This is a genomic window from Paractinoplanes tereljensis, assembly GCF_016862435.1.
Classification (GTDB): Bacteria; Actinomycetota; Actinomycetes; order Mycobacteriales; family Micromonosporaceae; genus Actinoplanes; species Actinoplanes tereljensis.
Genome location: NZ_BOMY01000050.1, coordinates 169,369 through 183,666, shown reverse-complemented (window position 1 = coordinate 183,666; position 14,298 = coordinate 169,369). Strand labels below are relative to the sequence as shown.

At 69.9% G+C, this 14,298-nt stretch carries 13 protein-coding genes; 9 read left to right on the top strand and 4 right to left on the bottom strand.

The features are described 5' to 3' along the window. Window positions 1-19 precede the first annotated feature (19 nt). The 4 genes from Ate02nite_RS39045 to Ate02nite_RS39030 are packed head-to-tail and all read right to left on the bottom strand — an operon-like array spanning window position 20 to window position 4,067. Complete coding sequence (locus tag Ate02nite_RS39045) at window positions 20-829, bottom strand: carbohydrate ABC transporter permease (RefSeq protein ID WP_203812940.1); 810 nt, start codon at window positions 827-829, stop codon at window positions 20-22. Continuing rightward, entirely contained in the window at window positions 826-1,680 is an 855-nt protein-coding gene (locus Ate02nite_RS39040; RefSeq protein ID WP_203812939.1) for a carbohydrate ABC transporter permease, read from the bottom strand. Before Ate02nite_RS39040 ends, Ate02nite_RS39045 begins: the two co-directional genes overlap by 4 nt. Continuing rightward, on the bottom strand, window positions 1,677-2,948 hold the full coding sequence (locus Ate02nite_RS39035; protein WP_239148026.1) for an ABC transporter substrate-binding protein: 1,272 nt from the start codon (window positions 2,946-2,948) through the stop codon (window positions 1,677-1,679). Before Ate02nite_RS39035 ends, Ate02nite_RS39040 begins: the two co-directional genes overlap by 4 nt. Before the next feature lie 9 nt (window positions 2,949-2,957). Beyond that, window positions 2,958-4,067: an LLM class flavin-dependent oxidoreductase gene (locus Ate02nite_RS39030; RefSeq protein ID WP_203812938.1), complete on the bottom strand. Its 1,110-nt coding sequence runs from the start codon at window positions 4,065-4,067 to the stop codon at window positions 2,958-2,960. A gap of 147 nt (window positions 4,068-4,214) precedes the next feature. Between Ate02nite_RS39030 and Ate02nite_RS39025 the strand changes: the two genes are divergently transcribed. The 9 genes from Ate02nite_RS39025 to Ate02nite_RS38985 all read left to right on the top strand — a co-directional run bounded on the left by Ate02nite_RS39025 (window position 4,215) and on the right by Ate02nite_RS38985 (window position 14,113). After that, the gene (locus Ate02nite_RS39025) at window positions 4,215-4,913 is read left to right on the top strand and encodes an energy-coupling factor ABC transporter permease (protein WP_203812937.1); all 699 of its coding nucleotides are present in this window, start codon (window positions 4,215-4,217) and stop codon (window positions 4,911-4,913) included. Continuing rightward, entirely contained in the window at window positions 4,910-5,245 is a 336-nt protein-coding gene (locus tag Ate02nite_RS39020) for a PDGLE domain-containing protein (protein WP_203812936.1), read from the top strand. Before Ate02nite_RS39025 ends, Ate02nite_RS39020 begins: the two co-directional genes overlap by 4 nt. Continuing rightward, window positions 5,242-5,991 (top strand): cobalt ECF transporter T component CbiQ, encoded by a 750-nt coding sequence (gene cbiQ, locus Ate02nite_RS39015; RefSeq protein WP_203812935.1) that lies wholly within the window; start codon window positions 5,242-5,244, stop codon window positions 5,989-5,991. The genes Ate02nite_RS39020 and cbiQ overlap by 4 nt, the downstream gene beginning before the upstream one ends. Next, window positions 5,988-6,734, top strand: coding sequence for an energy-coupling factor ABC transporter ATP-binding protein (locus Ate02nite_RS39010; protein WP_203812934.1), 747 nt, complete (start codon window positions 5,988-5,990; stop codon window positions 6,732-6,734). Before cbiQ ends, Ate02nite_RS39010 begins: the two co-directional genes overlap by 4 nt. A gap of 113 nt (window positions 6,735-6,847) precedes the next feature. Continuing rightward, on the top strand, window positions 6,848-8,500 hold the full coding sequence (locus tag Ate02nite_RS39005) for a DUF4331 domain-containing protein (RefSeq protein ID WP_203812933.1): 1,653 nt from the start codon (window positions 6,848-6,850) through the stop codon (window positions 8,498-8,500). A gap of 57 nt (window positions 8,501-8,557) precedes the next feature. Further along, a complete protein-coding gene (locus Ate02nite_RS39000; RefSeq protein ID WP_203812932.1) occupies window positions 8,558-9,811 on the top strand; it encodes a tetratricopeptide repeat protein in 1,254 nt (417 codons plus the stop codon). Next, window positions 9,808-11,238, top strand: coding sequence for a hypothetical protein (locus Ate02nite_RS38995; protein WP_203812931.1), 1,431 nt, complete (start codon window positions 9,808-9,810; stop codon window positions 11,236-11,238). Before Ate02nite_RS39000 ends, Ate02nite_RS38995 begins: the two co-directional genes overlap by 4 nt. A gap of 128 nt (window positions 11,239-11,366) precedes the next feature. Then, window positions 11,367-12,221: an SCO6745 family protein gene (locus tag Ate02nite_RS38990; RefSeq protein WP_203812930.1), complete on the top strand. Its 855-nt coding sequence runs from the start codon at window positions 11,367-11,369 to the stop codon at window positions 12,219-12,221. Between the two features lie 278 nt (window positions 12,222-12,499). Beyond that, window positions 12,500-14,113 (top strand): glucuronyl esterase domain-containing protein, encoded by a 1,614-nt coding sequence (locus tag Ate02nite_RS38985; RefSeq protein WP_438871322.1) that lies wholly within the window; start codon window positions 12,500-12,502, stop codon window positions 14,111-14,113. Window positions 14,114-14,298: the final 185 nt, after the last annotated feature.

Here is a 14,298-nt window from a genome sequence, read left to right as displayed (position 1 = left end):
CGGGGTCGGCCGGCACCCCTCAGCCCTTGACCGAGCCGGCCGTGATGCCGGCGACGAAGTGCCGCTGCAGGAACGCGTAGGCCAGCACCATCGGCACCGACGCGACCACCACGCCGGTGAACAGCAGCGGGTAATCGGTGAGATATTCGCCCTGGAAGTCGAGCAGGGCCAGCGGCAGGGTCCGCTTGGCCGGGTCGTCGATGAACAGCAACGGGTACAACAGGTCGTTCCAGTGCATGACGACCAGGAAGATCGACGTGGCGGCCAGCGACGGGAACGACAGCGGCACCGCGATCTTCCGGAACGTCGTCCACGCTCCGGCGCCGTCCAGCTCGGCGGCCTCGTAGAGCTCTTGCGGCAGGGTCCGCATGAAGCCGGTCAGGATGAACACCGCCACCGGCAGCGTCACCACCACGTTGATCAGCATCAGGCCGGTCAGGCTGTTGCGCAGGCCGAGCCGGTCGAACTGGACATACTGCGGGATCATCATGGCCTGGGCCGGCACGGCGAGACCGGCCGCGAAGATGCCGAAGACCACTCGACCCCACCAACCAGGCAACCGCGCCGCGGCGTACGCCGTCAGGCTTGCCAAAATCAGCGTGACCGGCACCGAGACCGCGACCACCGTGATGCTGTTGCCCAGCACCCGTAACAGATTCTGCTGGCGCAGCACGGTGTCGTAGTTGTCCAGGGTCGGGTGGGTGGGCAGGCCGAACGGCGAGTCGAACAGCTGCTGGGTGGTCTTGAACGAGCCGCCCACCACGACGAGCAGCGGGACGATCACGATCAGCGAGTAGAAGCCGAGCAGAGCGCGGCGGCCGGTCTTCATCGGTGTGCCAATCGCGTGGCCCGGTTCTGCAACCACGTCACCAGCGCGATCGCCAGCATGAACACGACGGATTCGGCGGCCGCGTACCCGAGCTGGTTGTTGGCGAAGGTGGTGTAGATCCGGGTGGAGAGGATGTCCAGCGCGCTGCGCGGCGGGTTGCCGGCCAGCCCCAGGATCAGGTCGAACGCCTTGAACGACTGGATCGTGGTGTACGCGACGACCAGCGCGGTGGCCGGCGCGACAAGCGGCCAGGTGATGTGCCGGAACTGCTGCCAGCGGCCGGCGCCGTCGGTGCGAGCGGCCTCGTACAGCTCGGCCGGGATCTGGTTGATCCCGGCCAGGTAGATGATCATCATCTGCCCGGCGTGGAACCAGATCTGGGCGAACCCGACGAAGAAGACGGCCTTCTGCTCGTCACCGAGGTAGGAGCTGGTCACCCCGAGCGGGCGGAGCAGCTGGTCGGCCAGCCCGAAGTTCGGGTCGTAGATGAACTTCCAGACGAACGCCACCGACACCGAGGACAGGATCGTCGGCAGGAAGAACAGCCCGCGCAGCCAGGTCGACCCGCGACTGCGGGCGGCCAGCAGCACCGCCAGGAACAGCGCCAGCACGGTCTGCCCGAGCACCACGGTGAGCAGGAACTTCAGGTTGTTGCCGAGCGCGTTGCTGAACTGGTCGTCGGCCGTCACCACCCGCCGGAAGTTGTCCAGCCCGACGTTCTGGAACGACGGGCTGTAGCCGTCCCAGTCGGTGGTCGAGTACTGCAGGCCCTGCACGGCGGGAAGAACGAAGAACGCGCCGTACAGGACCAGAGCCGGAACCGGGAACAGCAGCAGAGCCTTTTGCTTCACTTCTTCTGGTCGATCACGCGCTGTGCTGCCTCCGCCGCCTTCGCCGGGTCGGTGCCGCCGACGACCTGCACGGTGGCGTTCTCGATGGCCGAGCGCACGTCCAGGTTGTTGAACTGGAAACGCGGCGCGAGCAGCGTCTTCTTGGTCAACCAGGGCGCGAACGACTTGAGGTCTTCGTTGGTGTACTCGACGTCCTTGACGGTGACGTGCTGCGAGGTGCCGTTGGCGTAGAGGGCGGCCACGGCCGGGTCGGCGAGGTGCTTGAGCCAGGCCAGGGCGGCACCCTGCTTGCTGGACTTCGCGTTGATGCCGAGGATGAAGGTCGCGTTGAAGACGCCCTCGTACTTGGCCTTGTCGGCGGTGGTGGTGATCGGGGCGTACAGGCCGAGCGGGAACTTCGCGCCCAGCTTGCGCACCGCACCGGCCTGGAACGAGCCGGTGGCCAGCAGCGCGGCCTTCTGGGTGGCGAACAGCTGCGCGGCCGCCTCGGCCGAGGTGCCGTTGGCGCCGTTCTGCACGTACGGGCGCAGCTGCGCGTACTGCTTCAGGGTGTTCACGAACCACTCGTCGGTCGCCTTGACCTCGCCGGTCTCGAACTTGCCGAGCGCGTCGTCGGTCGGGATGTTGTTCATGACCATGGTGTTGAGCAGCTGACCGGCGTTCGCCGCGTCCCCGCCCGGCCAGGCGATCGGGGTGACGCCCTTGGCCTTGAGCCCGTCCAGCAGGCCCAGGAAGCCGTCCCAGTCCTTCGGCAGGTCGGTGTAGCCGTACTTGGCCAACAGGTCCACGTTGGTGACCGGCATGTTGAAGACCAGCTGGTAGGGCAGGCCCAGTTGCTTGGTTTTGTCGTTTCCGGCCGCGATCAACTTGCCGTCATATTTGCTCAGGAGATCGGCTTGCCCTGACAAATCAGCAAAAACGCCCGCGCCGGCGATCTGGGTGAACTGAGCACCGCGGAACGCGGTGAACGCGTCGCCCACCGCACCGCCGCGGATCTTCTGCAGGGCGGTGGTCTGGTAGTCGTTCGACGGCGAGATGTCCTGCCGCACGGTGACCTTGGGGTTCTTCGCCACGAAGCTCGCGATGATCTGCTCGAGGACGTCCTTGTCCTCGGCCCGCCAGTGCGCGAACGACAGCTGCCCCTCGACCGGGCCGTCGAAGCCCTCGGTGCTTGTGGACTTCTCATCGTCGCCGCCCGGGCCGGCACAGGCGGCGAGGGCACTGCCGGCGGCGGCGAAGAGCAGACTTCTTCTCGACAAATTGGACATAAGTATCTCCTAGTCAAAGGCCAGCAGGCCGCGGGAACGCAATACGGGAAGAAGGCCCTCGCCGACCCGGTACGCCTCTTCGAGGTGCGGGTAGCCGGAGAGGATGAATTCGTCGATGCCGAGGTCGTGGTATTCGGCGATCCGGTCGGCGACCTCGTCGTGGCTGCCGACCAGGGCGGTGCCGGCCCCGGGGCGCACCAGGCCGACCCCGGCCCACAGGTTGGGTGACACCTCGAGGGCGTCGGTGCGCCCGCCGTGCAAGGCGAGCATCCGCTGCTGACCCACCGAGTCACCCTTGGACAGCGACTCCTGCGCCCGGCGGATCTCCGCCGGGGACAGCGCGGCGAGCATCCGGTCCGCCTCGCCCCACGCCTCGGCGGAGGTGTCCCGGGTGATCACGTGCAGCCGGATGCCGAACCGCAGGGTGCGGCCGTGCGCGTCGGCCCGCTCGCGCACCGCGGCGATCTTCTCGGCCACCGCCTTGGGCGGCTCACCCCAGGTCAGGTAGACGTCCACGTGCTTGGCCGCCACGTCCAGGGCCGGCTTCGAGGAGCCGCCGAAGTACAGCGTGGGCTGCGGGTCGGGCGGGACCGAGACGGTCGCGCCGGCCACCGTGTAGTGCTCGCCGTCGAAGTCGTACGGCCGGCCGGACAGGGCACCGCGCAGCACGCTGAGGAACTCGTCGGTGCGCGCGTACCGCTGGTCGTGATCGAGCCAGTCACCGAACCGCCGCTGCTCGACCGCGTCGCTGCCGGTGACGATGTTCAGCAGCAAACGGCCGCCGGAGTGCCGCTGATAGGTGGCCGCCATCTGGGCGGCGAGCGTCGGCGTGAGCGACCCCGGGCGGAACGCGACGAGGAACTTGAGGCGCTTGGTCTCGCGCAGCAGCGCGGCCGTGGTCAGCCACGCGTCCTCGCAGTAGGTGCCCACCGGGGTAAGCACGCCGGTGAATCCGCTGCGCTCCGCCGCGATCGCCACCTGGGCGAGATAGTCCAGGTCAGGCTGCCGCAGCCCGGCATCGGCGGAGCGATGGGTGCTGCGCCCGCCACGCTCGTCGACGCCCACCACGGTGCGGCTGTCGCCGGTGGTCGGTAAGAACCAGTGCACGTGCACAGACATGACTGGGAATATCCCACACAACCCATAGGTAAGGTCAACTGGTCCGTTTACTGAGATCGATGCCCCGGTGTCGTTGTTGCCACCTCTATGCAATAGCCATTGATCCCTAATATGCTGACGGCTCCGAGTGGCCAGCGGGAGGCAGCAATGAACGTGCAGGCGATGCACATCGCCAACGGGATCGTGAACGGACCGGTTTCCGCGATCTTCGCGGTGTTCGCGGTGGCGGCCCTCGCCTACTGCGTGCGACGCGGGCGGGCCGATCTCGACGAACGGCTCGTGCCGATGGCCGGGCTGGTCGCGGCGTTCATCTTCGCGGTGCAGATGCTCAACTTCCAGGTCCTGCCGGGCGTCTCCGGGCACCTGCTCGGCGGCACCCTCGCGGTGATCCTGGTCGGGCCGTGGGTCGGCGCGCTGTGCGTCTCGACCGTGCTGATCGTCCAGTGTCTGCTGTTCGCCGACGGCGGCCTCACCGCGCTCGGGCTGAACATCACGAACATGGCACTGCTCGGCACCGCGGCTGGATATCTCCTGGTGGCAGGCCTGCTCCGGGTGCTGCCGAAGAACCCCGGCGGGCTGGGCGCCTCGGCGCTCATCGCCTCGATCGTCAGCGTCGTGGTGGCGTCCCAGGGCTTCGTCCTGGAGTACGCACTCGGCGGCACCACCCAGCTGTCCCTGCCGGCGATCTCCGGCACCATGGCCGGCGTACACATCCTGATCGGCATCGGCGAAGGCCTGATCGCGGCGACCACGGTGGCTACGGTCGCCCGGGTCCGGCCCGACTTGGTCTATGCGCTGCGCCGGTTCCGCAAGCCCGCGGTGTTGCCGGTGGAGGTGGCCGCATGAAGAGGAAGTGGTTCTGGTTCGCCGGACTGTTCGTCGCGCTGGTGCTGGCCGGCGTGGTCAGCAACTTCGCCTCGTCCAGCCCGGACGGCCTCGACGCGGCCGCCCGCCAGGGCTGCACGTTCAACGCCGACGACGAGATCACCGGCGGCACCTGCATGGCCCAGCAGGAGAAGGGCCACCAGCTGGGCGGTTCGCCGCTCGCCGACTACGGGATCAAGGGCATCGACAACCCGTACCTGTCGACCGGTCTGGCCGGCGTAGCCGGGGTTCTGCTCACCTTCGCGATCGGCGGTGGCCTGTTCTGGGTGGCCCGGCGCCGCACCCCGGCATGAACAACACGCTCCACCTGGACCGGCCGAGCCCGGTGCACCGGCTGGCGCCCGAGGTGAAGATCGCGGCAACCGTGCTGTTCACGATCGTCGTGGTGGCGACGCCGCGAACCGAGTTCGTGGCGTTCGCCGGTTACGCCCTGCTGCTCGCGGTGGCCGCGGTGCTGGCTCGGGTCCCGGCTCCCTGGCTGCTCCGACGCGCGACGATCGAGCTGCCCTTCGTACTCCTCGCGGTGTGGTTGCCCTTCGCCGGACACGGCGAGCGCATCGATTGGCTGGGCCTTTCGCTGTCGGTCGACGGTCTGTACGGCGCCTGGAACATCTTCGCCAAGGGCACCCTCGGTGTGCTCGCCTCGCTGTTGCTGGCCGCCTCCACCACCAGCCGCGACCTGATCCTCGGCCTCGACCGGCTGCACTGCCCGTCGGTGTTCACCCAGATCGCCACGTTCATGCTGCGCTACCTGGACGTCCTCGCCGACGACGCCCGCCGGATGCGGATCGCCCGGCTGTCCCGCGGCTACGACCCGCGCTTCCTGTGGCAGGTCAAGGCGTTCGCGGTCGGCATCGGCTCGCTGTTCCTGCGCGCCTACGAGCGCGGCGAACGGGTCTACCTGGCCATGGTGTCGCGCGGCTACACCGGGCGGCTGCCCGCTCCCGAACAGGGCCGGGCCCCGGTCGCACAGTGGGTGGCGTCGGCGGTGCTGCCGGTCGCATCGGCGGGGATCGCGCTGGTTACCGTTCTGTCATGACGCCGACGCTGCGGATCACCGGACTGCACTACGCCTACCCCGACGGGAGCGTGGCGTTGCAGGGGGTCGACCTCACCGTCGCCGAGGGTGAGCGGGTGGCGCTGCTCGGGCCGAACGGCGCCGGCAAGACCACCCTGGTGCTGCACCTCAACGGCATCCTGCACGGCGGGTCGGGGTCGGTGGAGATCACCGGCGTCCGCGTCGACCCGGCCGACCGCGCCCGGCTCGCCGACATCCGGCGCCGGGTCGGCATCGTCTTCCAGGACCCGGACGACCAGCTGTTCATGCCCACGGTCGCCGAGGACGTCGCGTTCGGCCCGGCCAACCTCGGTGTGCGCGGCCCGGAGCTGCAGCAACGCGTCGACGAGGCGCTCGGCGCGGTCGGCATGGGCGATTACCGGGACCGCGCCCCGCACCATCTTTCGTTCGGCCAGCGCCGCCGGGTCGCCGTCGCCACCGTCCTCGCCATGCACCCCGAGGTGCTGGTCCTCGACGAACCGTCGTCCAATCTCGACCCGGCCAGCCGCCGCGAGCTCTACGAGATCCTCACCGGGCTGCCGATCACCATCCTGATGGTCACCCACGACCTGCCGTACGCGTTGCAGCTCTGCCCGCGCGCGGTGATCCTGGACGGCGGGCGGATCGTCGCCGACGCTCCCACCGGCGAACTGCTCGCCGACCCGGCCCTGATGGAGACGCACCGGCTCGAGCTGCCGTTCGGCTTCAATCCCGTTCGTTCGTAGCTCGAGGCGACCCGGATTGGTCGCCGACGGCAATCTCACAACCACCAAGCCACCGCCCGTCCCGGGGCGAATTCCGTGCCGAGAGCAACGTCCCGGCACGGAAGGACACCACCATGACGCTCAGCAAGCGGTTGGCGGCCACGCTCGGCGTGGGCGCCCTGCTCGCCGGCACGGTGTACGGCCTCGGCCCCGGCACGGCCACCGCATCGAGCCACCGGGAAGCGCCGCTCATCGCGGCCGACCCGGCCGTCGACAACACCGACCTGTACGCGTTCGTCAGCCCCGAACGCCCCGGCTATCTCACCTTCATCGCCAACTGGCAGCCGTTCGAGGAGCCCAACGGCGGCCCCAACTTCTTCCCGTTCGCCACCGACGCCACCTACCTCATCAAGGTCGACAACGACGGCGACGCCAAGCCCGACGCCGTCTTCCGCTGGAAATTCCAGAACATCGACAAGCGGGGTACGGGCACCTTCCTCTACAACAACGGCCCGGTCACCTCGCTCGACGACGAGAACCTGCTGTTCCGGCAGACGTACACGCTCGAGTCGTCGTTCAACGGCGAACCGTTCAAGACCCGGGCCCAGGGTGTGCCGGTCGTGCCGTCCCGGGTCGGGCGGGCGTCGATGCCCGACTACGGCAAACTGCGGGACCAGGCCACCCGTACCCTGCCTGGGGGTTGGAAGACTTTCGCCGGTCAGGCCGATGATCCGTTCTTCCTCGACCTGCAGGTTTTCGACCTGCTCTACGGCGGCGACCTGAGCGAGACCGGCACCGACACGCTGGCCGGTTACAACGTCAACACCATCGCCCTGCAGGTGCCGTTCTCCGACGTGGCGCTGCGTGGCGACGCCACCCGCAACCCGGTGGTCGGCATCTGGACCACCACCGAGCGCGACCGGATCCGAGCGGCCGACGGCTCCTCCGCCGGCGGTGGCAAGGTGCAGGTCTCCCGGCTCGGGAACCCGCTGGTCAACGAGGTGGTCGTGCCGGCCGGGCTGAAGGACACCTTCAACGCCACCCCGCCCGAGCGGGACGCGAAGATTCCCGCGCTGGTCAAGCGGGTCACCAACCCCGAGGTGCCGCAACTGCTCCAGCAGATCTACCAGATTCCGGCGCCCGCGACGCCACGCAACGACCTGGTCGAGATCTTCCTGACCGGCATCACCACCAAGGCCGGCGGACCGATCAAGGCCGACCTCAATTCGCAGCTCAACAACGCGGATGTACGAGCCGGGAAGTTCCAGCCCTCCGAACAGCTGCGGCTCAACCTGTCGGTGCCGGTGACCGGGCAGCCGAACCGGCTCGGGGTGCTCGGCGGTGACCTGCAGGGGTTCCCGAACGGGCGGCGGCTCACCGACGACGTGGTCGACATCGAGCTGCAGGCCCTGGTGGGGGCGGCGCAGACCGGCAAGCTGGTCGACGCACTCGCCGCCGGGGACGGGGTGGATGCCAACAACACCGGCTTCGGCGACCGCTTCCCGTACCTGGCCCTGCCCAACGCGGTCGCGGTGAACTCCCAGGGCGGCGTTGCTCCCGCCCCCACCGCTACCTCTACTGATCCTGTTGGCGCCGGTCTCCCGGCCACCTCACAGTCGCTTGCTGCCTCGGAAACCACCGACACCTGGATGACCAAGCCCGTCGCGTATGCGACCGGCGCGACCGGCTTCGGCGCCCTGATTCTCGCCTTCGGCCTGTTCGCCTTCATGCGGCGCCGCCGGCGCCCGCGGGTCGTCGCCGACCCGGATCAGACGCTCCCGATGTGAACCACCCCGGGTGGGCGCCCCCCGCGTCCACCCGGGGTCTGTCTGTGGAGGATCACCGTGCGCCGCATCCTGCTCTGCCTAGGCCTCGTGGCCGCCCTGCTGACCGTGGCCGGCATCGTGGCCCGGCCCCGCGACACCACTCCCGTTTCCGCTGCTCAGGTCCCTGATTCCCGGGCTGCCCGGATCGCCCGGGCCCAGCAGCATCTGCGCGACGTGCCCGGCGACTGGGCCGGCTGGGCCGCACTCGGCGGCGCCTATCTGGAGCAGGCCCGGATCACCTCCGATCCCGCCCTCTACCCGCAGGCCGAACAGGCCGCCCGCAAGTCGCAGGCGCTGCGGGCGAACGGTGACGCGCTGGTGGTGCTGGGCGCGCTGGCCAACGCCCGGCACGACTTCAGCACCGCCCGTGACCAGGCCCGGTCCGCGCTGCGGCTCGAACCCAACGACGGCGACGCCTACGGTGTCCTGGCCGACGCCCTGACCCAGCTGGGCGACGGCGCGGGCGCCACCGAGGCCGTACAGAAAATGCTCGACACCCGGCCCGGCCTGGCGGCGTACGCCCGCGCCTCCTACGACCTGGAGCTACGCGGCAAGATCGCTTCAGCGGATTCCCTGATGCGGCGGGCCCTCGCGGACGCGGTGGACCCGCACGACGCCGCGTTCTGCCGCACCCAGCTGGGCGACCTGGCCTTCGGCCGGGGAGACCTGCGGTCCGCCGCCGACGAGTACGCGGCCGCGCTGACCGCCGACCCGTCGAGCACCGCCGCGCAGCGCGGCCGAGCCCGCGTCCGGGCCGCGCAGGGTGACCTGGCCGGCGCCCTGGCCGATTACGCCGACCTGACCGCCCGGCTGCCCAGCCCGTCCTACCTGATCGAGTACGCCGAACTGCGCAACCTCGCCGGCCGCCCGGCCACCGATCAATTGTCCCTGGCCGCGGCCGCTCAGCAGCTGTTCACCGCGAACGGCGGCCGGGACGGCCTGACCACCGCTGCCCTGGCCCTGGCCACCGGACGCCCGGCCGACGCGGTGGCCGCGGCCCGGGCCGAGTGGTCCCGCCGGCAGCACCCCGACGTGGCCGACACCTTGGCCTGGTCACTGCACGCGGCCGGGAACGACACCGAGGCCCTGCGGTACGCGACCCGGGCCGGCACCCACCCCGCCTCCTACGCCTATCACCTGGGCGTCATCCACCTTTCGCTCGGCCACACCGCCGAGGCCCGCACCGAGCTGACCCGCGCCCTGGCCACCAACCCGTACTTCTCGCCCGTCGACGCCCCCAACGCCCGCCGCGCACTCGGAGCCCTCCGATGAAACTTCGCCGCCCGCTGATCGTGCTCGCGCTGACCGCCGCCGTCGTGTCGCTCCTGGCCACGCCGGCCCAGGCCCATCCGCTCGGCAACTTCTCGATCAACCAGTACGCCGGTCTCACGCTCAGTCCGTCCCGGGTCGACGTGCTCGCGCTGGCCGACATCGCCGAGATCCCGACCCTGCAGGAGAAGCCGCAGATCGACACCGACGGCGACGGTGCGTTGTCGCCCGCCGAGACCTTGGCCTACGCGGCGTCGGAGTGCGGGCGTTACTCTTCCGGGCTTGCCGTCACCGTCGGCGACGGGCGGCTGAGCTGGGCGGTCACCGCTCCCACCTACGAGATCAAGCCGGGTGCGGGCGGCCTGGCCACCAGCCGCCTCTCCTGCCGGCTGAGCGCGCCGGCCTCGCTGTCGGACCGGGCCACCCTGCGGGTGTCCAACGATTACCGGTCCGGCCGGGTGGGTTGGCGCGAGCTGACCGCGGTCGGTGCGGGCGTACGGCTTAACTCAGCGTTACCGGCCGTCAGCCTCAGCCACGAGCTCACCGACTATCCGCGGGACCTGCTCGCCTCTGCACCTGACGTCCGGTCCGCCACCATCCAGGTTGGCGAGTCCGGCGCGGCCGCGGCCGGCACGCCCAGCCTCAGCACCGCCGCCCCCGACTGGCTCGCCACCGCGCAATCCCGGGTGGAGGCGGCGGTCGGCGGCCACCTGACTCCGGTGGTGGTTTTCCTGGCGTTTTTGCTGGCCCTGCTGCTGGGCGCCGGTCACGCGGCCCTCCCCGGCCATGGCAAGACGGTGATGGCCGCGTATTTCGCCGGGCGGAAGGGCCGCATCCGGGACGCCCTGGCCGTGGGTGGCACGGTGACCCTGGCCCACACCGGCGGAGTCCTGGTCGTGGGCCTGCTGCTGACCACGTCGACGGCCCTGGCCGGCGAGCAGGTCCTGTCCTGGTTGGCCGCCGCCAGCGGCGTACTGGTAACCGCCGTAGGCATAGCGATGCTGGTGACCGCCCTACGCTCCCGCCGCGCCGGAACCATCCACCACCACGGCGACCACTCACACTCACACGGCCATGATCACGGCGGGCACCCGCACTCCCACAGCAAGACGGGTGGGCGGCTTGGGCTGGCCGGGATCGGGCTGGCGGGTGGGCTGGTGCCGAGCCCTTCGGCGCTCGTGGTGCTGCTCGGGGCGATCGGGTTGGGCCGCACGATGCTCGGCGTTTTGCTCGTCCTCGCGTACGGCATCGGGATGGCCGGCACCCTCACCGCCGTCGGCCTTCTCCTGGTCTTCGCCCGGCGGAAGCTGGGCGGCTTCGCCGCCCGCGCGGGCCGAATCACCCAGCGTCTGTCGGCCGGCGCCCCCACCGCCACCGCGGCCCTGGTCGTCCTGGTCGGCCTCGGCATGGGCCTCCGCGCCGTGACCTGACCGCCTCCGCTGCTGCCGCCTCAAGCCTGTCGATTTCCCGCGCGGACCGAACAGCGGATCAACAAGATCGGCGCAGGACGGCGCGCCGAAGGTTGACCAAGGGGTGGGTGGGCGCGTTTGCTGCGGGCATGAGTGAAGCCAGCGTTGAGCGGCGGCTGTGGTCGCTGTTCGAGCCCCTGCATGCCGTCACCTACTTTGCGCCGGAGGGTGGGGCGGCCTTTGAAGCCGCCGGGCTTCGCGGGTATTGGCGGCGATATTTCGCCGGGCGGGCCGCGCCGCTCGGGGCGATCGGGTCCGGCCCGGTCATCGCCACGTTCTTCGGTTTCGCGCCCGGCATGGTCACCCGGGCGCTACCGGATGTCTGGACCCGGATCACGCCGCAGGCCGCGCTCGACGCCCGGCGGGAGGGCACCCGCGCCGCGCTGGAACCGCTGCTCGACGGCATCCCGATCGATGAGGTCGCCGACCTGTTGGAGGCCGCCGCGCACGCCGTTGACCTGCCCGGACGGCCGCTCGGGGCGGCCAACGCCGACCTGCCGTGGCCGACCGACGCCCTCGACCGGCTCTGGCATGCCGCGACGATTCTGCGCGAGCACCGCGGCGACGGGCACGTGGCCGCGCTGCTCACGGCCGGGGTCGACGGGTGTGAGTCGCTGGTGTTGCGGTGTGGCCGGGACGCGGTCCGGGAGGTCATGCAGCCGGCCCGCGGCTGGACCGACGACGAGTGGGACGCGGCCGCCGGGCGGTTGCGGGAGCGGGGCTGGCTCGCCGCGGACGGTTCGGCCACGATCCTCGGCGAGGAAGCATCCGTCGAGGTGGAAGCGGTCACCGACCGTCTCGCCGGGCGGCCGTGGCGGCAGCTCGGCGCCGAGTCGACCGAGCGGTGCGCGACGCTGCTCGAGCCGATCGCGAACCGGCTCCTGCCGCTGCTGCCCATGCACAACCCGATCCCGTTGCGGTCGCAGGGGCAGGGAGCGCGGTAAACGTACGCGACGCCGGCGTCAGGGCGGCGACGGCCGGCGTCGCGTACGGGGCAGGCCGGCGCGGGGTGGCTCCGGCTGCTTCCCGGAGTCTGCGAGCACTTCTGGTCGCCGGCCTCCTATCTCGTGGCGGAATGATCACCGATTCGGCCGATGGCCGAAACTCTCGGCCTTGATATGCCGATAGTTTCCGAAACTTATTGACTCCTTTCGATGGACTGGCCAAGACTGGGAAAGCTCCCCGGGAGCGCTCCCAAACCGTCCATGAAGGAGCCCCTGTGATCACCCGAAGAATCGGCTCGGCCCTCGTCGCGTTGGCGGCGGCGGTCGCGGCCCTCTCCATCCCCGCCCTCACCACCCCAGCCCAGGCCGCCGTCGGCGTCGAGGACGAGGGCGCCGGCTGCGCGGTTCCCGCCCTGCCCGACGCCGGATCCCTGCCCACCAACGCCAAACTCCCCGACCCGTTCAAGAAGATCGACGGCAGCCGGATCACCAACGTGGCCGACTGGACCTGCCGCCGCGAAGAAATCAAAAAACAGGCCGAGAAGTACGTGTACGGCGAGAAGCCCGCCAAGCCCAGCAGCGTGACCGGCACGGTGTCGTCCACCAACATCACCGTGAACGTGTCGCACCAGGGCAAGAGCTCCAGTTTCTCGGCGAGCGTCTCGCTGCCCAGCGGCACCGGCCCGTTCCCCGCCGTCGTCGTCCTCGGCGGATTCGGGGCGGACACCAACACCATCAAGGCCGCCGGCGCCGCGGTCATCAACTACGACCCGTACGCGGTAGGCAAAGAAGGCACCGCCCGCACCAACAAGCAGGGCGCGTTCTACAGCATCTACGGCGCGACCAGCCAAACCGGCCTGCTGATGGCCTGGGCCTGGGGCGTCAGCCGGATCATCGACGTGATCGAGCAGTCCGGCGGCAACATCCTGCGCGCCGACGCCACCGGCGTGACCGGCTGCTCCCGGTTCGGCAAGGGCGCCTTCGTCATCGGTGCGTTCGACCAGCGCATCGCCCTGACCATGCCGATCGAGTCGGGCAGCGCCGGCGCACCGATCTTCCGTGGCATCCCCGGCGAGGGCGCACAGAGCCTGAGCAGCGCGTACGGCGAACAGCCCTGGCTCGGCGACGCGTTCAGCCCGTTCGTCAGCGCGCCGACCAAGCTGCCGATCGACACCCACGAGGTGGTCGGGATGTTCGCACCACGCGGTCTGTTCATCATGGACAACCCGCACATCGTCAACCTGGGACCCAAGTCGGCCAGTGTGGCGGCCCTGGGCGGAGCCGAGGTCTACAAGGCGTTGGGTGCCGGCAGCAACATCACTTACTGGTCTGACATCACCGACGGCAACCACTGCGCGAACCGGGCCGAGTGGACCACGCCACTGCAGCAGAACATCAAGAAGTTCCTGCTGAAGACCGGCAACGACCCCGGCACCATCCGCATCTCCAGCAAGGCCCAGGGCAGCCTGTCGACCTGGGTGGACTGGACAACCCCGGTTCTGGGCGCGGGCCCGTCGACCCCACCCTCGACCCCGCCGTCCACACCGCCGTCCACCCCACCGTCGACGCCGCCCTCCACCCCGCCCACGTCGCCGCCGGCCGGTGGCTGCTCAGCCTCCGTCGCCCTCAATTCATGGACCGGCGGATTCGTGGCCACGATCCGGGTGACCGCCGGCGCGTCCCCGATAACCGGCTGGTCCGTGGGCCTGACCCTGCCCACCGGCGCCACCATCACCAACGCCTGGAACACCAACCGCAGCGCCACTACTGGCGCCGTCCAGTTCACCAACGTCGCCTACAACGGCCAGCTCACAGCCGGCGGCTACACCGAATTCGGCTTCCAGGCCACCGGCAACAGCACCCCGCTGACCCCCACCTGCACCGCAACCTGACCCTCTCGCCGACCGGGCGGCGGCGATGCGTCGTCGCCCGGCTCATCCATTTGGTCACGCACAACTAGACACTTTGTACGTATTTGTACTCACAGCTCGAAACGCACGCTTCCTGCTGCGGCGCAACGCGATAGGTCCGTAATGTCCGACCTATCGAGAGCGGACTTCCCCCTCCGCTCGTCTAC